The following is a 19585-nucleotide window of genomic DNA, read 5'->3' on the forward strand; positions in this document are numbered from 1 at the left end:
TATTCGGAGGTCTTCCGCAAGGCCCGTCCCGTCCGCCGACCCCACCGGGTGGCGCACACGGGTCCCCGGCCTCCGACCGGGGGTGTCGGACCGTTACCGGCCCGTGCCCTGCGTATGTACATATCGTGCTGCGTCGCGCGAGATCTGCGGGGGTGCAGAAGGTGCGGTCTTGCTCAGCCCTGGCGCTGCTTGTGGCGCGGGTTGTCGCAGATGACCATGACCCTGCCGTGACGGCGGATCACCCTGCACTTGTCGCAGATCTTCTTGACGCTCGGCTTGACCTTCATGGGGTGAGGTTCTCCGGGTCAGTGCCATCACCCCGAACCAGGACCTTTACGGTCCGGCAGCCGGGGTGCGGGCAAGATCTACTTGTAGCGGTAGACGATCCGGCCACGGGTCAGGTCGTACGGAGACAGCTCCACCACGACCCTGTCGTCAGGGAGAATACGGATGTAGTGCATCCGCATCTTGCCGCTGATGTGTGCCAGGACCTGGTGGCCGTTCTGGAGCTCGACCTTGAACATGGCGTTCGGAAGAGACTCGACGACAGTGCCCTCGATCTCGATGGCACCTTGCTTCTTGGCCACGCTTCGCCCTTCGAATCGACTACCTTGATCGACTCAGTACGAGCATGCGGACATGCGGGTACACGAGAGCCGACGAGTCAGTCTACGTCAGCGCCCCAGGAAAGACGAATCGGGGAATGATGCCCCGTCCGGGAGATCCTTAAGCGGCGCCACGCGGGTACGTGGGGGCGCCACAGGCGCGGGACGGGTCCCGCGGCTCGCGCCCCGCGCGCGGGTCAGCCCAGCGGGTCGGGAGCGGCCGTGACGCCGTACTCGGCGAGCTTGGCCCGGCCGCAGTCGGGGGCCGTGAGCACCAGCGGACCCTCCTCCGTCAGCGCGACGGAGTGCTCCCAGTGGGAGGACCAGGTGCCGTCGGTGGTGATGACGGTCCAGTCGTCCTCCAGGACCTTGGTCTTCGGGGTGCCCAGCGAGACCATCGGCTCGATCGCGAGACAGAAGCCGGGGACCAGCTTCGGGCCCTTGCCCCGGCGGCGCTCGACGTAGTTCAGCAGATGCGGCTCCATGTGCATCTCGGTGCCGATGCCGTGCCCGCCGTAGTCCTGGACGATCCCGTACTTGCCGCCGCCCGAGCGCGGCTGGCGCCGGATGTACGTCTCGATGGCGCGGGACACGTCGACCAGCCGGGCGCCGTTGCGCATCGCGGCGATGCCCGCCCACATCGACTCCTCGGTCACCCGGGAGAGCTCGACCAGCTCCGGGGCGTGACCGGAGCCGACGAACGCGGTGAACGCGGCGTCGCCGTGCCAGCCGTCGACGATGGCGCCCGCGTCCACGGAGATGATGTCGCCGTCCTTCAGCACGACGTCCTCGCTCGGGATGCCGTGGACGACGACCTCGTTGACGGATGTGCAGATGGTGGCGGGGAAGCCGCCGTAGCCGAGGAAGTTCGACTTGGCGCCGTGCTCGGCGATGACCTTGCGGGCCACGTCGTCCAGGTCCTTGGTGGAGGCCCCCGGGACGGCGGCGGCGCGGGTCGCCGCGTGCACGGCTGCGACGACCAGTCCCGCCGCCCGCATCTTGGCGATCTGGTCGGGGGTCTTGATCTGCACCATGCGGCAGGGGCCTTTCTGAACGGTTCGAGGTCTCCCCCCAACGATACGGACCCGCCACACGCCCCGCGCACACAGCTCCCACGCCCCCCGTGCGGACAGCCCACGGCCCCCAGGCCGCAACCCTGACCCCACCCGTCCCCGTGCGGGCAGCCGTAATAACCAGGTCTCGACCCCTGAGCGCACCCGTCCCCGTGCGGGTACGACGGGGGGCGCAGTTCCCCGCGCCCCTAGGTCTCGACCCCTGAGCGCACTTGTCCCCGTGCGGGCAGCCCGTAGTACCCAGGTCGCAACCCCTGACCCCACCCGCTCCCGTGCGGGTACAACGGGGTGCGCAGTTCCCCGTGCCCCTGAAGGGGCCCGCACCCGACGGACCACAGCAAGAGGCACGATCAAGGGGCGCGGGGAACTGCGCAAAACCACGAGCGACCCGCACCCGGCGGAGAAACCGACACAAGGCACCACCGGGCCCGAAGGGGCGCGGGGAACTCCGCAGGGGACGCGAGCCGCCCCGCACAGGGCGAACCGCGGGGCGAAACGGAACCGGGCCCCGGCCCGGACGCACACTGGGGGAAACCAGGTGCACCGGACCGAGGCCCAGGCAGAACACAGGCGGCGGGTACCGACAGGTACTACGCCGCTTCGCGGCTCCGAAGAGCCTCCATCGCCCGCCCCGTCACATCCTCGACCTTCCCGAGCGCGGAGATGGTCACGACCAGCCCCTGCTCCCGGTAGAAGTCGATGATCGGCTCGGTCTGCGTGTGATAGACCTCCAGCCGCTTGCGCACGGTGGCCTCGCTGTCGTCCTCCCGCTGGTACAGCTCCCCGCCGCAGACGTCGCAGACGCCTTCCTTCTCGGGTCGCTTGTACGTCACGTGGAAGACGTGGCTGGAGTCCTTGCGGCAGATACGGCGGCCGGCGATCCGCTTGACCACCTCGTCCTCGGGGACCTCAAGATCCAGGACCGCGTCCAGCTTCATGGACTCGGCCTTCAGGGTCTCGTCGAGTGCTACGGCCTGGGACACGTTCCGGGGGAAACCGTCGAGCAGGAATCCCCGCTCGGCGTCCGGCTGTTCCATACGGTCCTTGGCCATCCCGATGGTTACTTCGTCCGGCACCAGGTTGCCCGCGTCCATGAACGCCTTGGCCTGCTTGCCGAGCTCCGTGCCCTGACTGATGTTGGCACGGAAGAGGTCGCCCGTGGAGATGTGCGGGATCGAGAGGTTCTTGGCAAGGAACGCGGCCTGCGTACCCTTGCCCGCACCGGGCGGCCCGACGAGGACGATTCGCATCAGCGGAGGAACCCTTCGTAATTGCGCTGCTGGAGCTGGCTCTCGATCTGCTTCACCGTCTCAAGGCCCACGCCGACGATGATGAGGATGCTGGTGCCGCCGAACGGGAAGTTGGCGTTTGCACCGAAGCCTGCCAACGCCATTGTTGGCACCAGAGCGATCAGCCCCAAGTACAGCGAACCCGGCCAGGTGATCCGGTTGAGTACGTAGCTCAAGTACTCAGCGGTCGGTCGGCCAGCCCGGATGCCCGGGATGAAGCCACCATACTTCTTCATGTTGTCCGCGACTTCCTCGGGGTTGAACGAGATAGCCACGTAGAAGAAGGCGAAGAAGACGATCAGCAGGAAGTAGGTGACCATGTAAATCGGGTGGTCACCGGTGGTGAGGTTCCGTTCGATCCATGTCTTCCACTCCGACTGCCCGCCGGCGAACTGTGCCACGAGTGCCGGGATGTACAGCAGTGACGAAGCGAAGATGACGGGGATCACACCCGCCTGGTTCACCTTGAGCGGGATGTAGGTGGAGGTACCGCCGTAGGACCGGCGCCCGATCATCCGCTTCGCGTACTGCACCGGGATACGGCGCTGGGCCTGCTCGACGAAGACGACCAGGCCGACCATGACGAGGCCGACCAGGATGACGGTGCCGAACTCGATCCACCCGTCCGCGAGCGAACCCTCTTCCTTGATCGTCCACAGGGCGGCCGGGAAGGTGGCGGCGATCGAGATGAACATCAGGATCGACATACCGTTGCCGATGCCGCGGTCGGTGATGAGCTCACCGAGCCACATGACGACGGCCGTACCGGTCGTCATGACGATGACCATGGTGATGGTCACGAAGATCGACGGATCAGGAACGATCTCGTTGGCCCGCTGACAGCCCTGGAACAGGGTGCCGGTGCGGGCGGTGGCCACCAGACCCGTGCCCTGGAGGATGGCGAGCGCGATCGTCAGGTAACGGGTGTACTGCGTGATCTTCGCCGTACCGGACTGGCCCTCCTTCTTCAGGGCTTCGAGCCGGGGGATGACCACGGTCAGCAGTTGAAGGATGATGCTCGCCGTGATGTACGGCATGATGCCGAGCGCGAAGATCGTGATCTGGAGCAGCGCGCCGCCGCTGAGCATATTGACGAGCCCGAAGAGGCCCGAAGTCGATTTGGCCTGATCAACACAGAACTGGACGTTCTCATAATTCACACCGGGAATCGGGACATGTGTGCCGATCCGGTAGATCACGATGATGCCGAGCGTGAAGAGCAGCTTCTTGCGCAGGTCGGGCGTCTTGAACGCCCGGGAGAACGCGCTGAGCACGGTGCCTCCTGCGACCCCCGCGCGCATGCGTCAGAGGTGACGGTCTTGAGGTTCGACGAATGGCTAAGGATCAGACAGACAACAGCGCTTGCCACCTTACCGGCGACCGCACTCCCCTAGGAACGACCAACCGGGGATACCCCTTTTGTGGAGTATCCCCGGTGGGATCGTTCAGGTCATCCGAGACTCAGACGAGCTCGGTGACGGTACCGCCGGCGGCGGCGATCTTCTCCTTGGCGGAGCCGGAGACGGCGTCAACCGTCACCGTCAGCGCCACGGTGATCTCGCCCTGGCCGAGGACCTTGACGAGGCTGTTCTTGCGAACGGCACCCTTGGCGACCAGGTCGGCAACGGTGACCTCACCACCCTCGGGGTAGAGGGAGGTGAGCTTGTCCAGGTTGACGACCTGGTACTCGGTCCTGAACGGGTTCTTGAAGCCCTTGAGCTTCGGGAGACGCATGTGGAGGGGCATCTGGCCACCCTCGAAGCGCTCCGGGACCTGGTAACGGGCCTTGGTGCCCTTCGTACCACGACCGGCCGTCTTACCCTTCGACGCCTCACCACGACCGACACGGGTCTTCGCGGTCTTGGCGCCGGGGGCGGGACGGAGGTTGTGGACCCTTAGCGGGTTCTGCTCCGCCATGTCAGTCGACCTCCTCGACCGTCACGAGGTGGCGGACGGTGTGAACCATTCCGCGGAACTCGGGGCGGTCCTCCTTGACGACCACGTCGTTCAGGCGCTTGAGCCCGAGCGAACGCAGGGTGTCACGGTGGTTCTGCTTGCTGCCGATGTACGACTTCTTCTGCGTGATCTTGAGGCGAGCCATTACGCACCCGCTCCCGCACGAGCACGCAGCAGGGCCGCGGGGGCCACATCCTCAAGGGGCAGACCGCGGCGGGCCGCGATCTCCTCGGGACGCTGGAGACCCTTGAGGGCCGCCACGGTCGCGTGCACGATGTTGATCGCGTTGTCGGAGCCGAGCGACTTCGACAGGATGTCGTGGACGCCGGCGCACTCCAGGACGGCGCGCACCGGACCACCGGCGATCACACCCGTACCCGGGGAAGCAGGCTTGAGCAGGACGACGCCCGCAGCCTTCTCGCCCTGGATCGGGTGGGGGATGGTGCCCTGGATACGGGGGACCTTGAAGAAGTGCTTCTTGGCCTCCTCCACACCCTTGGCGATGGCGGCCGGCACCTCCTTGGCCTTGCCGTAACCGACACCTACGGTGCCGTCACCGTCGCCCACCACGACCAGCGCGGTGAAGCTGAAACGACGACCACCCTTCACAACCTTGGCGACGCGGTTGATCGCGACGACGCGCTCAACGTACGCGGTCTTCTCGGCAGCAGCGTTGCCACCGTCACGACCCTTCCGGTCCCGCCGCTCGCCGCCACCGGCACCGCCTCCGCGGCGCTGGGGTCCAGCCATGGGAATTACCTCTCTCTGTTTCCGCTAGCTACGAGGGCCGGCTAGAACTTGAGCCCGGCCTCGCGGGCGGCGTCGGCCAGGGCAGCGATGCGCCCGGCGTACTGGTTGCCGCCGCGGTCGAACACGACGGTCTCGACACCGGCGGCCTTGGCGCGCTCGGCGACGAGGGAACCGACCTGCTTCGCCTGGGCCGACTTGTCGCCCTCGGCACCACGGATGGTGGTGTCCAGGGTCGACGCCGACGCCAGGGTGTGGCCCTTGAGGTCATCGATGACCTGGGCCACGATGTGCCGGTTCGAACGCGTGACGACGAGTCGCGGACGCTCGGCCGTACCGGAGACCTTCTTGCGGATCCGGATGTGGCGGCGCTTGATGGCGGCGCGCTTGTACGCGTCACCCTTGGCGATCTTCGTACCGTATGCCATGGCTTACTTACCCGCCTTTCCGACCTTGCGGCGGATGACTTCGCCCTCGTACTTGACGCCCTTGGCCTTGTACGGGTCGGGCTTGCGAAGCTTGCGGATGTTGGCCGCGACCTCGCCGACCTTCTGCTTGTCGATGCCCTCGACCGAGAGACGGGTCGGGGACTCCACCTTGAAGGTGATGCCCTCGGGCGCCTCGACCATGATCGGGTGGCTGTAGCCCAGCGCGAACTCCAGGTTGGAGCCACGCGCGTGGACGCGGTAACCGACACCGCTGATTTCGAGCTTCTTCACGTAACCCTGGGTCACACCGGTGATCATGTTCGCCACCAGCGTGCGGGACAGGCCGTGCAGGGCCTTGTTCTGACGCTCGTCGTTGGGGCGGGTGACGCTCAGAACGCCGTCCTCACCCTTAGCGATGTCGATCGGCGCGACGACGGTGTGGGAAAGGGAGCCCTTGGGACCCTTAACCGAGACCGTCCGGCCGTCGATGGTGACGTCCACGCCGGCGGGAACCGTGATGGGGAGCTTGCCAATACGCGACATTAGCTATTCCTCCGTTCCCGACTACCAGACGTAGGCGAGGACTTCCCCACCTACGCCCTTCTTGCCTGCCTGCTGGCCGGTGAGGAGCCCGTGCGACGTGGAGATGATGGCCACGCCCAGGCCGCCGAGCACCTTCGGCAGGTTGGTGGACTTCGCGTACACCCGGAGACCGGGCTTGGAGATCCGCTTGATGCCCGCGATGGAGCGCTCACGGTTGGGGCCGAACTTCAGCTCCAGGACGAGGCTCTTGCCGACCTCGGCGTCCTCGACCTTCCAGCCCGTGATGAAGCCCTCCTGCTGGAGGATCTCCGCGATGTGCGACTTGATCTTGCTGTGCGGCATGGCCACGTCGTCGTGGTAAGCCGAGTTCGCGTTCCGCAGACGGGTAAGCATGTCTGCGATCGGATCAGTCATGGTCATGAATTGGCCTTCGGCCTCTCTCGCCGGGGTTTCCTGTATGCGCCATCCCTCTCCCCACACTGGGGCGGGACGGGTGCGGCGCGGGGACCTACGGCGTAGTAAGCGTTGTCAGCGGGCCACTGGGACCCGCATGCGTACGGGCGGCAGACGCCCAACCCTCCCAGCCTAAGCCATGGAGAGCGGGGCATCTGCCTGCCCCATGCCTACCGAGAGCGTCCGGTGGTTCCTGAGAGGAACTACCAGGAGCTCTTGGTCACACCCGGCAGCTCGCCACGGTGGGCCATCTCACGAAGGCACACGCGGCACAGGCCGAACTTGCGGTAGACGGAATGCGGACGACCACAGCGCTGGCAGCGGGTGTACGCGCGCACACCGAACTTGGGCTTGCGGGCGGCCTTGGCAATGAGAGCCTTCTTCGCCATCTCGCTCACGCCTCCTTGAAGGGGAAGCCGAGGTGACGAAGGAGCGCACGGCCCTCAGCGTCGTTGGTCGCCGTGGTGACCACGGTGATGTCCATACCCCGGACGCGGTCGATCTTGTCCTGGTCGATCTCGTGGAACATGACCTGCTCCGTGAGACCGAAGGTGTAGTTGCCACGGCCGTCGAACTGCTTGGGGGACAGGCCGCGGAAGTCGCGGATACGCGGGAGCGCCAGCGACAGGGTGCGGTCCAGGAACTCCCACATGCGGTCGCCGCGCAGCGTGACGTGCGCGCCGATGGGCTGGCCCTCACGCAGCTTGAACTGCGCGATGGACTTGCGGGCCTTGGTGACGGCCGGCTTCTGGCCGGTGATCGTGGTGAGGTCCTTGATGGCACCCTCGATCAGCTTGGAGTCGCGGGCGGCGTCGCCCACACCCATGTTGACCACGATCTTGACGAGGCCCGGCACCTGCATGATGTTCTCGTGCGAGAACTCCTCACGCAGCTTGCCGATGATCTCCTCGCGGTACTTCGTCTTGAGCCGCGGAATGGTGGTGGTCGTCATCAGATGTCCTCACCCGTCCGCTTGGCAACGCGGATCTTGTTGCCCTCGTCGTCGAAGCGGTAACCGACGCGGGTGACGACCTTCTGGCCATCCTTCTCCACCACGAGCTGAACATTGCTCACGTGGACAGGGGCCTCGGTGGTCACGATGCCACCGGCCTGCGAACCGCGGGCCGTGGGACCGGCCTTGGTGTGCTTCTTGACCCGGTTGACACCCTCGACGAGAACACGGTCCTCACGGGGGAAGGCCGCGATGACCTTGCCCTGCTTGCCCTTGTCCTTACCGGTGATGACCTGAACCAGGTCGCCCTTCTTGATCTTCATACTTACAGCACCTCCGGCGCGAGGGAGATGATCTTCATGAACTTCTTCTCGCGCAGCTCACGGCCGACCGGGCCGAAGATACGGGTGCCGCGAGGGTCGCCGTCGTTCTTCAGAATGACGGCGGCGTTCTCGTCGAAGCGGATGTACGAGCCGTCGGGACGGCGGCGCTCCTTGACGGTGCGAACGATGACGGCCTTGACGACGTCACCCTTCTTCACGTTGCCACCGGGGATCGCGTCCTTGACGGTGGCGACGATGACGTCACCGATGCCCGCGTAGCGGCGACCGGAGCCACCGAGAACACGGATGCAAAGGATCTCCTTCGCCCCCGTGTTGTCGGCGACGCGCAGTCGCGACTCCTGCTGGATCACGTCTATCTCCTGTTTGTCTGCCGGTTCCCGGCGAGCTCCGTAAGTCGATTCACGGAGCTCGCCGAGCCTGGCGGAACTGGACTCGAAGGGTTACCCCTTCAAGCGATTACTTGGCCTTCTCAAGAATTTCGACGATGCGCCAGCGCTTCGTGGCGGACAGCGGCCGGGTCTCCATGAGGAGGACACGGTCGCCGACGCCCGCGGCGTTCTGCTCGTCGTGCGCCTTGAGCTTGTTGGTACGGCGGATGACCTTGCCGTACAGCGCGTGCTTGACGCGGTCCTCGACAGCGACGACGACGGTCTTGTCCATCTTGTCGCTGACGACAAGGCCCTCGCGGGTCTTGCGGAAGCCGCGTGCGGCGTTCTCTTCAGTCACGTTCTTCTCGCTCATCAGGCGTTCTCCACCGTCTCGATGCCGAGCTCACGCTCACGCATGAGGGTGTAGATCCGGGCGATGTCCTTGCGGACGGCCTTGAGCCGACCGTGGTTCTCCAGCTGGCCCGTCGCCGCCTGGAAGCGGAGGTTGAACAGCTCTTCCTTGGCCTCGCGGAGCTTGTTGAGGAGCTCCTCGTTGCCCAGCTCGCGCAGCTCGGACGCCTTGGTACCGACCGACATCACGCTTCACCTGCCTCGCGCCGGACAATGCGGCACTTCATCGGAAGCTTGTGAGCAGCGCGGGTAAGCGCCTCACGCGCAATCTTCTCGTTCGGGTAGGACAGCTCGAACATCACCCGACCGGGGTGAACGTTCGCGACCCACCACTCGGGGGAACCCTTACCGGAACCCATGCGGGTCTCGGCGGGCTTCTTCGTCAGCGGACGGTCCGGGTAGATGTTGATCCAGACCTTGCCGCCACGCTTGATGTGACGGGTCATCGCGATACGAGCGGCCTCGATCTGCCGGTTCGTGACGTACGCAGGCGTCAGGGCCTGGATGCCGTACTCACCGAACGCGACCGTGGTGCCGCCCTTGGCCTGACCACGCCGCTTGGGGTGGTGCTGCTTGCGGTGCTTGACCCTACGGGGGATCAGCATGGGTCAGCCCTCCGTTCCGGTGCTCTCAGCGGCCGGAGCGGCGGTCTCGGCGGGAGCCTCGGCCTTGGGAGCCTCGGCAGCCCCACCGGACTGCTGCTGCGGCCGACGGCCACGGCCGCCCCGCTCGCCACCGCGGCCACCACGGCCGGCCGGGCGGTCGGCGCCACCACGGGCCGGGCGGTTGCCGGCACGGGCGGCGGCGTTCTCGGCGCGGACCTCGGCGATGTTCTTGACGTCGCCCTTGTAGATCCAGACCTTCACACCGATACGGCCGAAGGTCGTCTTGGCCTCGAAGAAGCCGTAGTCGACGTTCGCACGGAGCGTGTGCAGGGGCACACGGCCCTCGCGGTAGAACTCCGAGCGGGACATCTCGGCGCCGCCGAGACGGCCACCGCACTGGATCTTGATGCCCTTGGCGCCCGCCTTCATCGCCGACTGCATGCTCTTACGCATGGCGCGGCGGAAGGAGACACGGGAGGACAGCTGCTCGGCGACGGCCTGGGCCACCAGCTGAGCGTCCGTCTCCGGGTTCTTGACCTCAAGGATGTTGAGCTGGACCTGCTTGCCCGTGAGCTTCTCGAGGTCACCGCGGATGCGGTCGGCCTCGGCGCCACGGCGGCCGATCACGATGCCCGGACGCGCGGTGTGGATGTCCACGCGGACACGGTCACGGGTGCGCTCGATCTCCACCTTGGAGATACCGGCGCGCTCCATGCCGGACGTCATCATCCGACGGATGGCGACGTCTTCCTTGACGTAGTCCTTGTACAGCTTGTCGGCGTACCAGCGGGACTTGAAGTCCGTGGTGATACCGAGCCGGAACCCATGCGGGTTAACCTTCTGGCCCATTACCGGGTTCCTTCCTTGCTGCTGACGACCACGGTGATGTGGCTGGTCCGCTTACGGATCCGGTAGGCGCGGCCCTGGGCACGCGGCCGGAACCGCTTCAGGGTCGGGCCCTCATCGACGTACGCCTCGCTCACGACGAGCGAAGTGGCGTCCGTGTGGTCGTAGTTGTGCGCGGCGTTGGCAATGGCGCTGTCCAGCACCTTGCCGACCGGCACGCTCGCGGCCTGCGGGGCGAAACGCAGGACCGCCTGAGCCTCCGTGGCATCCATGCCACGGATGAGGTCCACCACGCGGCGGGCCTTCATGGGCGTGACGCGGATGTACCGCGCCTGGGCCCTGGCTTCCATGGTTGTCCCTTCAGTGTCTGACACGTTCGTCATAGGTCGTTGCACCCCGCGCTTAGCGGCGCTTCGACTTCCGGTCGTCCTTCACGTGACCCCGGAAGGTGCGCGTCGGCGAGAACTCGCCGAGCTTGTGGCCGACCATGGACTCGGTGACGAACACCGGGATGTGGGTCTTGCCGTTGTGCACCGCGATCGTGTGGCCGAGCATGGCCGGGACGATCATCGAGCGACGGGACCAGGTCTTGATGACGTTCTTGGTGCCGGCTTCGTTCTGTACGTCCACCTTCTTGATCAGGTGGTCGTCGACGAAGGGCCCCTTCTTGAGACTGCGCGGCATCTGAAAACCCGCTCCTAGCGCTTCTTGTTCGTCTTGCGGCGGCGGACGATGTACTTGTTCGACGCCTTCTTGGGCGAACGAGTACGGCCTTCCTTCTGACCCCACGGGGAGACCGGGTGGCGACCACCGGAGGTCTTGCCCTCACCACCACCGTGCGGGTGGTCCACCGGGTTCATCGCCACACCGCGAACGGTCGGGCGGACGCCAAGCCAGCGCTTACGGCCGGCCTTGCCCCAGTTGATGTTGGACTGCTCGGCGTTGCCGACCTCGCCGACGGTGGCGCGGCAGCGCACGTCGACCAGGCGGATCTCACCGGAAGGCATACGAAGGTGGGCCATCGCGCCCTCCTTCGCCAGCAGCTGCACGGAGGCACCGGCGGAGCGGGCGAACTTGGCGCCGCCGCCCGGACGGAGCTCGATCGCGTGGATCGTGGTACCGACGGGGATGTTACGCAGGGCAAGGTTGTTGCCCGGCTTGATGTCGGCCCCGGGACCGTTCTCGACGCGGTCGCCCTGCGACAGGTTGCGGGGGGCGAGGATGTAACGCTTCTCGCCGTCCGCGTAGTGCAGCAGCGCGATGCGCGCGGTGCGGTTGGGGTCGTATTCGATGTGCGCGACCTTCGCCGGCACGCCGTCCTTGTCGTGCCGACGGAAGTCGATCACTCGGTAGGCGCGCTTGTGTCCGCCACCCTGGTGGCGAACGGTCACACGACCGGCGTTGTTACGGCCGCCCTTGCTGTGCAGCGGGCGGACCAGCGACTTCTCCGGCGTGGACCGCGTGACCTCGACGAAGTCGGCGACGCTGGACCCACGACGGCCCGGAGTCGTCGGCTTGTACTTGCGGATACCCATTTCTCAGTCCTCGTCCGATATCGGACCAAGGCGCTCCGTTAGGAGGCCTGGCCGAAGATGTCGATACGGTCGCCCTCGGCGAGGGTCACGATGGCGCGCTTGGTGTCGGCGCGCTTGCCGAAACCGGTGCGGGTGCGCTTGCGCTTGCCCTGGCGGTTGATCGTGTTGACCCCGGTGACCTTGACCTCGAAGACCGCCTGGACGGCCTGCTTGATCTGGGTCTTGTTGGCACGCGGGTCCACGACGAACGTGTACTTGTTCTCGTCGAGAAGCGCGTAGCTCTTCTCCGAGACGACCGGCTTGAGGAGCACGTCACGGGGATCCGTGAAGGACTTGCTCAGCGGGGTCTCGACGGTGTTCTTGCCCTCCGTGGCGTGGCGCTTCGCCTTGGCGAGGCGCGCGGCCTTGGCGGCCTTGGCCGCCTTGGAGGCAATGCTCGGGTGACGCGTGGCCATCAGGCGTCGCTCCCTTCGGTCTCATCGGCCGTGGTGGGGCCAGACACGAAGGACTCGAAGGCGGCCTGCGTGAAGACCACGTCCTCGGAGCGGATCACGTCGTACGTGTTCAGCTGGCCCGGCTCCAGGATGTGCACCTGGGGCAGGTTGCGGGCGGACAGCCACGCGGCCTCGTCGGCCCGCTCGACGATCAGGAGCAGGTTCTTGCGCTCGCTGATCTTGCCGAAGAGGGTCCTCGCGGCCTTCGTGGAGGGGTTGTCGCCCTCAAGCACGCCGGTGACGACGTGGATACGGCTGTTGCGGGCCCGGTCGGTGAGGGCACCGCGCAGGGCGGCGGCCTTCATCTTCTTCGGGGTCCGCTGGGAGTAGTCACGCGGCTGCGGGCCGTGGACGACGCCACCGCCGACGAACTGCGGAGCGCGGGTCGAGCCCTGACGGGCGCGGCCGGTGCCCTTCTGGCGGTAGGGCTTGCGGCCACCGCCGCGGACCTCTCCGCGTCGCTTGGTCTTGTGCGTGCCCTGGCGGGCAGCGGCCAGCTGGGCGACAACGACCTGGTGGATCAGCGGAATGCTGACCTTGGCGTCGAAGATCTCCGCGGGGAGTTCGACGGACCCGGCCTTGTCGCCTGCGGGCGAAAGGATGTCAATGGTGCTCATCGTTACCTCAGGCCCCCTTGGCCGCTGTGCGGACCAGGACGAGGCCGCCGTTCGGACCGGGGACCGCGCCCTTGATGAGCAGCAGACCCTTCTCCGCGTCAACGGCGTGGACGGTCAGGTTCTGGGTGGTGACCCGCTCGTTGCCCATGCGACCGGCCATGCGCAGGCCCTTGAAGACCCGGCCGGGGGTGGCGCAGCCACCGATGGAACCGGGCGAGCGGTGCTTGCGCTGGGTGCCGTGTCCGGCGCCGAGGCCCTTGAAGTTGTGACGCTTCATGACACCGGCGAAGCCCTTGCCCTTGCTCTTGCCGGTCACGTCGACCTTGATGCCGGCCTCGAAGGTCTCGGCGGTCACTTCCTGGCCGAGGGTGTACTCACTGGCGTCAGCGGTACGGATCTCGACGAGGTGGCGGCGAGGGGTGACGTCGGCCTTGGAGAAGTGGCCCTTGAGGGGCTTGTTCACCTTGCGAGGGTCGATCTCGCCGAAGGCGATCTGGACCGACTCGTAGCCGTCGATGTCATTCTTACGGACCTGGGTGACAACGCAGGGTCCGGCCTTGACCACGGTCACGGGGACGACACGGTTGTTCTCGTCCCAGACCTGGGTCATGCCGAGCTTCTCGCCCAGGATGCCCTTGATCTGCTTGGTCATCTCGTTACACCGACCCCTCAGAGCTTGATCTCGATGTCGACACCGGCCGGGAGGTCGAGTCGCATCAGAGAGTCAACGGTCTTGGGCGTCGGGTCGAGGATGTCGATCAGGCGCTTGTGCGTGCGCATCTCGAAGTGCTCGCGAGAATCCTTGTACTTGTGCGGCGACTTGATGACGCAGTACACGTTCTTCTCAGTGGGCAGCGGCACCGGGCCCGCGACCGACGCACCAGTACGCGTCACCGTCTCGACGATCTTCTTCGCCGAGGAATCGATGACCTCGTGGTCGTAGGCCTTGAGCCGGATGCGGATCTTCTGTCCCGCCATGGCTACTTGGTAGTCCTGTCTCTAGTGAACGCTCTGGAACCCGGGGGGCTGTGAAGCGGTCCTCTTCTCCGACCCACGCGGTCGGGTGTGTCGCGGTCTCACCAACATGAATCTCCCTGGAAAAGGGAGTCCCTGCGAGAGACACGCGGTCACGGACCGCGGGCCGGGGATGAAAACCACCCACCGGGCGCCTGGCCGGCACCTCACTGACACTTCCCGAAAGATTCCCGTACGTCCGCCCCAGCGCTGCCCGAAAAGGCAGATAAAGGCGACGAGTACTGTGGGACTCGCTTCCGGTCCTCCCGGCGGGAGGCGCGCAGCATCGATACTCAACCGAGCAACCCGGATAGTCTGCCACACGGGCCCTCGCCCTGGCCAATCGAGCCGTAGAGGGTACCCCAGGTCACAGACGGCTACGCACGAGGACGCACCGGGTCACCGCCGGACCCGCACGGACGGCCCCTGACCAGCCCCTGAGCCGTCCGGAAGCCCGCTCCGGTCAGAACCGGTCGACCTTCTCCCCATCGGGCACCCGGTAGCAGCCGGAGACCACGGTGACGGAGAGCGCGGGCGGCTCGTTCCTCGCCAGATGGACCACGTTCACGCTGAACTTCCGCTCGTCGTGGTCGGCGGTCAGATTCAGGTTCTTGTTGCGGCTGGTGTCCCGCTCGTACTGGACGATCTTCCAGCCCTGCTCGGGCAGCCGCTCCCGCAGCCGCTCCATGACCCCGTCGAGCTGCTTGCCCGACGCGGGGGTGAGGCTCCAGGGGTGCCGCATCTGGAAATGGGTCTCCCGGTCCTGGCCGTCCCCGCACTCACCGACCCGGGGCCCCGGCTCGGTGACCTTGCCCTTCACCCCGATGAGGTCCAGCAGATCGCTGGAGACCTTCCGGGTGTCGCGGGTGGCGTCCTCGACGCCGCTGGTCCCCGCGGAGGGGACGGGGGCGTCGGTCTTTCCGGAGTCGTCCATGCCGCATCCAGTGATCGTGGTGAGTGCGAGTGCGAGGGCGGGCGCGAGTGCTCGCGCCCGCGGGGACCGGCGGAGCCGCGGGGTGCCGCCGGGCCGTGGGGTGCCGCCGGGCCGTGGGGTGCCGCCCGACCGGGGGCCGCTGCCGGGCTCGGCACTGCCGGGCCGGCGGGTGCTGCCGGTCCAGGGGCTGCCGCCGGGCCGCGTGCCGCCGACGGCCCGGCGGAGGCTGTCGGTCCGGCGGATGCTGGCGGCCCGGCGGGTGGTGTCGGCCCGGCGGAGGCTGTCAGTCCTCAAGCTTCACGTTCCCGTGTTGTCCGGCGACGACCTGGGCCTGGTTCCACAGGCTGGTGGTGCCGGATTTCCAGTAGTCGCTGTGCCCCTCGGTGTCGGTGGTCATCTGATTGGCGCCGAACGCCTCGTCGCTGGGGATGAGCCATACCCCGCCGCCGAGCCGCCACTCGCTGCCGCCGTGACCGTAACGGCCGATGTCCGGCACCACGTCCCCGGGCGCCTCCTGGTTCCACACCCGGCCCTCGGGCACGTCCATCCGTTCGGCGGAGCCCACCTGGACCCCCGGGCTGCCCGCGAAGACCACGTCGTCGGCGTTCAGCTCGCCCTGCCGGGCGGCCGAGCCGATCAGCGTCGTGCCGTACGAGTGGCCGATCGCCGTGGTGTGCCCGGGTCCGTCGGCGGTCCGGGAGGCGTCGAGGCCGTCCAGGAACTGATTGAACGCGGGTGCCCCGTCATCGGCGTAGTGCCCGAACGGGGCGTCCTTGACGATGTCCTGCGGGGCGTCGTACCCGAGCCAGGTGACGGTGGAGACGGAACCGCCCTGGGCGGCGGTGCTGGCGTCCTGCCAGAGGTTGGTCATCCGGCCGATGTCCCCGCCGATGCTCCCCAGGTTGGACGTGGTGCCCGGCACGAACACCGCCGTGTGGTCGGCCGTGTCGGGGTTGCCGTTGGCGACGATCGCCCGGCCGTTCTCCTCGGCGCTGAAGCCCAGCAGATACGCCTCCGGCAGTCCGCCCACCCCGGTCGACGCGAACCGGTCCTCGATGCTCTCCATGCCCTTGATGGACTGCTTGAGCTGCGCGTACTCGTCGCCGTACTTCTTCTCCCACGCCATGTACTCGTCCGTCTGCACCTTGACCGGCATCCGTCCGCCGTTGATCCAGGTGTACCGCTCGGACGGTGGCGGCGGGATGGCGCCGAACGCCACCTGGTACTGCCCGTGCTTCTGGGCGAGCACCGTACGGTTCGCCTCGTCCCGGACATCGGCGGGCAGCCCGTCCAGCGCGCCCACGCTCGCCGGGTTCATCGCGAGGTAGGCGTCCCGCTGCTCGTCGTCCAGCCCCTTCCACCAGCGCGCGTTGTCCTCCGGCGAACCGCCCTTGGGCGGGTCCTTCAGCGTGTCCAGATACGGATCGGCCGCGCTCCGCACCCCGCCGGCGTCCGAGGCGGTGTCCGACCAGTCCCGCGCGGACACGGTCAGATCGTCGTCGGCCTTGAGCGCGCGCAGTTTGGGCGCCCACTTCTGGTCGGCGGCCGTCGCCTCCTTGAGCGCGGTGGAGATCCGGTCGGCGATGTCCTGGGCGAGGGCGGCGTACGGGTTGCGGCTGAGGTTCGCTGCCTGCCGCCCGAGGGCCTGCGCCTGCGGGGAGGTGAACCCTGCGGTCGATCCCCCGTCGGGTGTCTTCCCGTCGACCTTGTCCGGCCCCGGCGGATACGTCACGGACCCGTCCGGGTTCACGGTGAGCTTGTTGGCCCCGGCGTCCGCGAGCGCGGCGTCCAGCTTCTGCTTGGCGGCGGCCATGTCGAAGGCGAAGCCGTTCAGCGCGGTGCTGATCACCGCGCACTGGTTCTGCGTGTACTGGAAGTTCCGCTCGACTTCCTGGAGTTCGCCCTGCGCGGCCTTCGCGGCGTCGCCTTCCAGGGCTTTGCGCATCCCGGCGGCGACGGTGTTCGCGATGTGGTCCTTCGAGGTCTGTGCCATGTCCGCGAGGGCCCGGTAGCCGTCGGCGGCACCCTCGTACTCGGCGGGCTTCAGCGTCTTCAGGGTCTGGAGGTCCACTCCCCCGTCACCGTCCCTTCGCCGGGTCGCCGCCGACGGCCTCGGTGTCGGCGTGCGCCCGCTTCAGCGCGTCGACCTCGGACTTCACGCCCTGGTCGGTGGTGAGCTGGTCGTGCCCGACCTGCTCCATGATCTTCTGAAGGCTCGCGCAGCGTTCCCCGACGGCCTCGGCGTACTTCTTCCACGAGGCGTGCACGTCCTTCTGCACGGCGGCGGTGAGACATCCGTCGGTCGCCCCCAGCCCGCTCTGCCCGTCCTCCAGCTTGCCTACCGCGGTGCTGACGCTGGTCCGCAGCGACCCGACCCCGTCGCCCGCCGCGATCCACGCCTTCTTGCTGGACTTCAGCCCCCCGGTGACGGCGCTGGGCCCCTCACCGGGTTCGACGGGCACCCCGTTGAGCTGCGTCCCCGTGGACTGCCGCTCGGCGACCCCCGCCTTGATCCGGTCCCACTCGTCCCACGCCACGCGAGCCCTCCCCCTCCACGGCAACGCACCACGGCCCTCGGACAGCACGTCGCCATGGCCGGTTCTTGCCCCCGGACCTTACCGGTGAGGTCAACTCTCGGTGCCCATGGGCTACTTAGTTCACTTGAGTACGGGTACTCATGCGGGGCCGCTGCGCTGGGCTTGTTCGGGGGTGGGTGGCGCGGTGCGGTGGGTGGCGCGGTGCGGTGCGCGCACGAGGAAGGCCCCGTCGGGGACGGGGCCGTTCGGGTGGCGCGGGTACGTTCAGCGGGACGCGGCGTACGGGACGAAGTCGGCCCAGGCGGTGCGGGTGAACCCTAGGCGGGGGCCGGAGGTGTCCTTGGAGTCCCGGACGAGTACGGCGTGGGGGGTGTCTGCGATCTCTATGCAGTCCTCGCCGTTGCTGCTGTCGCTATAGCTGCTCTTGAACCAGTCCAGCCCCACCTCGACGCAGTCGTTGACGTCGCTACTGCTGCTGTAGCTGGACTTGAACCACACCGGCTCGTCCTGTCCGTGGATCACGAACCCTCCCGATCAGCCTTCGGCGGTGTACGAGACGAAGTCCGCCCAGGTGGTCGGCGCGAAGCCCAAGCGCGGGCCGGAAGTGTTCTTGGAGTCCCGGACCAGTACGCCCCCGGGCAAGTCAGCGACCTCGACACAGTCACTAGGGTTGCTGCTGTCGCTATAGCTGCTCTTGAACCACATCAGCTCGACGTCGTGCCTGGTGACGCGCCTGCGGCTCATGACTCGGAGGCGTGCGAGACGAAGTCGGCCCAGGCATTGGGAGCGAAACCCAGCCGGGGCCCGGCTATGTTCTTCGAGTCACGAACCAGAACGGCCCCGGGGGCGGCAGCGACCTCGACGCATTCGCTCCCGTCGCTGCTGTCGCTGTAGCTGCTCTTGAACCACGTCACCTCGGACGAGATCCTGTTGACGGACTGGCGGCTCATGTCACTCCCAGCAGGTCGCGAATGTAGTCCATGGACTCCCGAGGCTTGAGAGCCTGGGATCGGATCATGCCATACCTCAATTCCAGGATTCTGAGCTGCTTCGGATCACTCACCGGGCGCCCGCTGTAGGCACCCTCCGAACGGCCAACAGCAGAACCATCCGGAAATTTGAGGACCTGGATACTCCCATCGACTCCTGCATGCTCCTCGGTCCCGGTCGGCATCACCTGGATCGATACGCTCCGCAACTCGCCAACTTCCAACAAGCGTTCGAGCTGCTGGCGCAGTACCAGTCTGCCCCCGAGCGGCCGCTTGAGCGTGACCTCTTCCAAGACAAAACTCAGCGTCGGCGCCGGGGAACGTCCGAAGATCGCATGCCGAGCCAAGCGCGCAGCCACGCCCCGCTCCACCTCCTCATGGGGATACGCCGGCTGCCGCATAGCAATGAGAGCCCGCGCATACTGCTCCGTCTGCAAGGTTCCGTGCAGACCATGACTCCCGTAGGACAGAAGCTCGACAGCTTGCGCCTCCAGCTTGGCGAGCTTGCGGATCTTCTTCGGGTATCGAGCCTCCGTGAGGTCCTTCTTCAGGGCCGAGATCTTGCCACCGGCTCCAAGAACGGCATCCGCCTTGTCCAGGTACTCGGGCCGGGGGATACGAGCACCGCGTTCGACCTTGCGTACCAGGTCCTCGCCGTAGCCGATCCGGGCACCGAAGTCAGCGGCTCGCAGCCCGGCACCCTCGCGCCATGCCCTCATCTGGTTGCCCGCCATCTCCACGACCGGCGCGATCTCGTCCTCCGGGTCGACCTCCCAGCCGTCCTCGTCGCCCGCCGCTTCCGCCGCATCCGTTGTCCCGCTGTCCACCCAGGCACCTCCGCCCGT

33 protein-coding genes are annotated in these 19585 nt (G+C 67.0%); all 33 read right to left on the bottom strand.

All coding sequences use genetic code 11. The annotated features are described in order from the left end of the window. Positions 1-173: 173 nt before the first annotated feature. Entirely contained in the window at positions 174-287 is a 114-nt protein-coding gene (gene rpmJ, locus AB852_RS27185; RefSeq protein WP_003974245.1) for a 50S ribosomal protein L36, read from the bottom strand. 78 nt (positions 288-365) lie between these two features. Continuing rightward, positions 366-587 carry a translation initiation factor IF-1 gene (gene infA / locus AB852_RS27190; RefSeq protein ID WP_003948620.1) on the bottom strand — a complete coding sequence of 74 codons (222 nt, stop codon included), beginning with the start codon at positions 585-587 and terminating at the stop codon, positions 366-368. Between the two features lie 215 nt (positions 588-802). After that, entirely contained in the window at positions 803-1639 is an 837-nt protein-coding gene (gene map / locus AB852_RS27195; protein ID WP_073792861.1) for a type I methionyl aminopeptidase, read from the bottom strand. Positions 1640-2268: 629 nt separating this feature from the next. Beyond that, entirely contained in the window at positions 2269-2928 is a 660-nt protein-coding gene (locus AB852_RS27200; RefSeq protein WP_073792862.1) for an adenylate kinase, read from the bottom strand. Further along, a complete protein-coding gene (secY, locus tag AB852_RS27205) occupies positions 2928-4241 on the bottom strand; it encodes a preprotein translocase subunit SecY (protein ID WP_073792863.1) in 1314 nt (437 codons plus the stop codon). Before secY ends, AB852_RS27200 begins: the two co-directional genes overlap by 1 nt. Before the next feature lie 187 nt (positions 4242-4428). After that, the gene (rplO, locus tag AB852_RS27210; RefSeq protein ID WP_073792864.1) at positions 4429-4884 is read right to left on the bottom strand and encodes a 50S ribosomal protein L15; all 456 of its coding nucleotides are present in this window, start codon (positions 4882-4884) and stop codon (positions 4429-4431) included. Position 4885: 1 nt separating this feature from the next. Further along, positions 4886-5068 (bottom strand): 50S ribosomal protein L30, encoded by a 183-nt coding sequence (gene rpmD / locus AB852_RS27215; RefSeq protein WP_073792865.1) that lies wholly within the window; start codon positions 5066-5068, stop codon positions 4886-4888. Next, on the bottom strand, positions 5068-5673 hold the full coding sequence (gene rpsE / locus AB852_RS27220; protein ID WP_055564834.1) for a 30S ribosomal protein S5: 606 nt from the start codon (positions 5671-5673) through the stop codon (positions 5068-5070). The genes rpmD and rpsE overlap by 1 nt, the downstream gene beginning before the upstream one ends. A gap of 41 nt (positions 5674-5714) precedes the next feature. Beyond that, entirely contained in the window at positions 5715-6098 is a 384-nt protein-coding gene (gene rplR / locus AB852_RS27225) for a 50S ribosomal protein L18 (protein ID WP_073792866.1), read from the bottom strand. Between the two features lie 3 nt (positions 6099-6101). Beyond that, a complete protein-coding gene (gene rplF, locus AB852_RS27230; protein WP_073792867.1) occupies positions 6102-6641 on the bottom strand; it encodes a 50S ribosomal protein L6 in 540 nt (179 codons plus the stop codon). A 21-nt stretch (positions 6642-6662) separates the two neighbouring features. After that, on the bottom strand, positions 6663-7061 hold the full coding sequence (rpsH, locus tag AB852_RS27235; protein WP_073792868.1) for a 30S ribosomal protein S8: 399 nt from the start codon (positions 7059-7061) through the stop codon (positions 6663-6665). A gap of 236 nt (positions 7062-7297) precedes the next feature. Further along, positions 7298-7483, bottom strand: coding sequence for a type Z 30S ribosomal protein S14 (locus tag AB852_RS27245; RefSeq protein ID WP_003956452.1), 186 nt, complete (start codon positions 7481-7483; stop codon positions 7298-7300). A 5-nt stretch (positions 7484-7488) separates the two neighbouring features. After that, entirely contained in the window at positions 7489-8046 is a 558-nt protein-coding gene (gene rplE / locus AB852_RS27250) for a 50S ribosomal protein L5 (RefSeq protein ID WP_073792869.1), read from the bottom strand. Beyond that, on the bottom strand, positions 8046-8369 hold the full coding sequence (rplX, locus tag AB852_RS27255; protein ID WP_073792870.1) for a 50S ribosomal protein L24: 324 nt from the start codon (positions 8367-8369) through the stop codon (positions 8046-8048). The genes rplE and rplX overlap by 1 nt, the downstream gene beginning before the upstream one ends. A gap of 2 nt (positions 8370-8371) precedes the next feature. After that, positions 8372-8740 carry a 50S ribosomal protein L14 gene (rplN, locus tag AB852_RS27260; protein WP_003998823.1) on the bottom strand — a complete coding sequence of 123 codons (369 nt, stop codon included), beginning with the start codon at positions 8738-8740 and terminating at the stop codon, positions 8372-8374. Positions 8741-8846: 106 nt separating this feature from the next. Then, entirely contained in the window at positions 8847-9131 is a 285-nt protein-coding gene (gene rpsQ, locus AB852_RS27265) for a 30S ribosomal protein S17 (RefSeq protein WP_073792871.1), read from the bottom strand. After that, positions 9131-9355 (bottom strand): 50S ribosomal protein L29, encoded by a 225-nt coding sequence (rpmC, locus tag AB852_RS27270; protein ID WP_073792872.1) that lies wholly within the window; start codon positions 9353-9355, stop codon positions 9131-9133. Before rpmC ends, rpsQ begins: the two co-directional genes overlap by 1 nt. Further along, on the bottom strand, positions 9355-9774 hold the full coding sequence (gene rplP, locus AB852_RS27275) for a 50S ribosomal protein L16 (RefSeq protein ID WP_033319640.1): 420 nt from the start codon (positions 9772-9774) through the stop codon (positions 9355-9357). Before rplP ends, rpmC begins: the two co-directional genes overlap by 1 nt. 3 nt (positions 9775-9777) lie before the next feature. Further along, positions 9778-10623 (bottom strand): 30S ribosomal protein S3, encoded by an 846-nt coding sequence (gene rpsC, locus AB852_RS27280; RefSeq protein ID WP_073792873.1) that lies wholly within the window; start codon positions 10621-10623, stop codon positions 9778-9780. Further along, on the bottom strand, positions 10623-10970 hold the full coding sequence (gene rplV / locus AB852_RS27285) for a 50S ribosomal protein L22 (RefSeq protein WP_073792874.1): 348 nt from the start codon (positions 10968-10970) through the stop codon (positions 10623-10625). Before rplV ends, rpsC begins: the two co-directional genes overlap by 1 nt. Positions 10971-11022: 52 nt before the next feature. After that, positions 11023-11304, bottom strand: a complete 282-nt coding sequence (gene rpsS, locus AB852_RS27290) for a 30S ribosomal protein S19 (RefSeq protein ID WP_003948639.1) — start codon at positions 11302-11304, stop codon at positions 11023-11025. A gap of 14 nt (positions 11305-11318) precedes the next feature. Beyond that, the gene (rplB, locus tag AB852_RS27295) at positions 11319-12155 is read right to left on the bottom strand and encodes a 50S ribosomal protein L2 (protein ID WP_073792875.1); all 837 of its coding nucleotides are present in this window, start codon (positions 12153-12155) and stop codon (positions 11319-11321) included. A gap of 38 nt (positions 12156-12193) precedes the next feature. After that, positions 12194-12610, bottom strand: coding sequence for a 50S ribosomal protein L23 (gene rplW, locus AB852_RS27300; protein ID WP_073792876.1), 417 nt, complete (start codon positions 12608-12610; stop codon positions 12194-12196). Then, the gene (rplD, locus tag AB852_RS27305) at positions 12610-13266 is read right to left on the bottom strand and encodes a 50S ribosomal protein L4 (RefSeq protein ID WP_073792877.1); all 657 of its coding nucleotides are present in this window, start codon (positions 13264-13266) and stop codon (positions 12610-12612) included. Before rplD ends, rplW begins: the two co-directional genes overlap by 1 nt. Before the next feature lie 7 nt (positions 13267-13273). Continuing rightward, positions 13274-13918 (bottom strand): 50S ribosomal protein L3, encoded by a 645-nt coding sequence (gene rplC / locus AB852_RS27310; protein WP_073792878.1) that lies wholly within the window; start codon positions 13916-13918, stop codon positions 13274-13276. Between the two features lie 17 nt (positions 13919-13935). Beyond that, the gene (gene rpsJ, locus AB852_RS27315) at positions 13936-14244 is read right to left on the bottom strand and encodes a 30S ribosomal protein S10 (protein WP_003948644.1); all 309 of its coding nucleotides are present in this window, start codon (positions 14242-14244) and stop codon (positions 13936-13938) included. Positions 14245-14743: 499 nt separating this feature from the next. Then, positions 14744-15508 carry a hypothetical protein gene (locus AB852_RS41030; RefSeq protein ID WP_245876943.1) on the bottom strand — a complete coding sequence of 255 codons (765 nt, stop codon included), beginning with the start codon at positions 15506-15508 and terminating at the stop codon, positions 14744-14746. Continuing rightward, a complete protein-coding gene (locus tag AB852_RS27325) occupies positions 15498-17285 on the bottom strand; it encodes an alpha/beta hydrolase (RefSeq protein WP_073792879.1) in 1788 nt (595 codons plus the stop codon). The genes AB852_RS41030 and AB852_RS27325 overlap by 11 nt, the downstream gene beginning before the upstream one ends. 7 nt (positions 17286-17292) lie before the next feature. Continuing rightward, on the bottom strand, positions 17293-17751 hold the full coding sequence (locus AB852_RS27330) for a hypothetical protein (protein ID WP_073792880.1): 459 nt from the start codon (positions 17749-17751) through the stop codon (positions 17293-17295). A 264-nt stretch (positions 17752-18015) separates the two neighbouring features. Beyond that, positions 18016-18273, bottom strand: coding sequence for a DUF397 domain-containing protein (locus AB852_RS27335; RefSeq protein WP_245876944.1), 258 nt, complete (start codon positions 18271-18273; stop codon positions 18016-18018). A gap of 12 nt (positions 18274-18285) precedes the next feature. After that, positions 18286-18495 (bottom strand): DUF397 domain-containing protein, encoded by a 210-nt coding sequence (locus tag AB852_RS27340; protein ID WP_073792881.1) that lies wholly within the window; start codon positions 18493-18495, stop codon positions 18286-18288. Then, a complete protein-coding gene (locus AB852_RS27345) occupies positions 18492-18701 on the bottom strand; it encodes a DUF397 domain-containing protein (RefSeq protein ID WP_073792882.1) in 210 nt (69 codons plus the stop codon). Before AB852_RS27345 ends, AB852_RS27340 begins: the two co-directional genes overlap by 4 nt. Beyond that, positions 18698-19567, bottom strand: a complete 870-nt coding sequence (locus AB852_RS27350; RefSeq protein WP_073792883.1) for a helix-turn-helix domain-containing protein — start codon at positions 19565-19567, stop codon at positions 18698-18700. The genes AB852_RS27345 and AB852_RS27350 overlap by 4 nt, the downstream gene beginning before the upstream one ends. Positions 19568-19585: the final 18 nt, after the last annotated feature.

Source organism: Streptomyces uncialis, from assembly GCF_001905345.1.
Classification (GTDB): Bacteria; Actinomycetota; Actinomycetes; order Streptomycetales; family Streptomycetaceae; genus Streptomyces; species Streptomyces uncialis.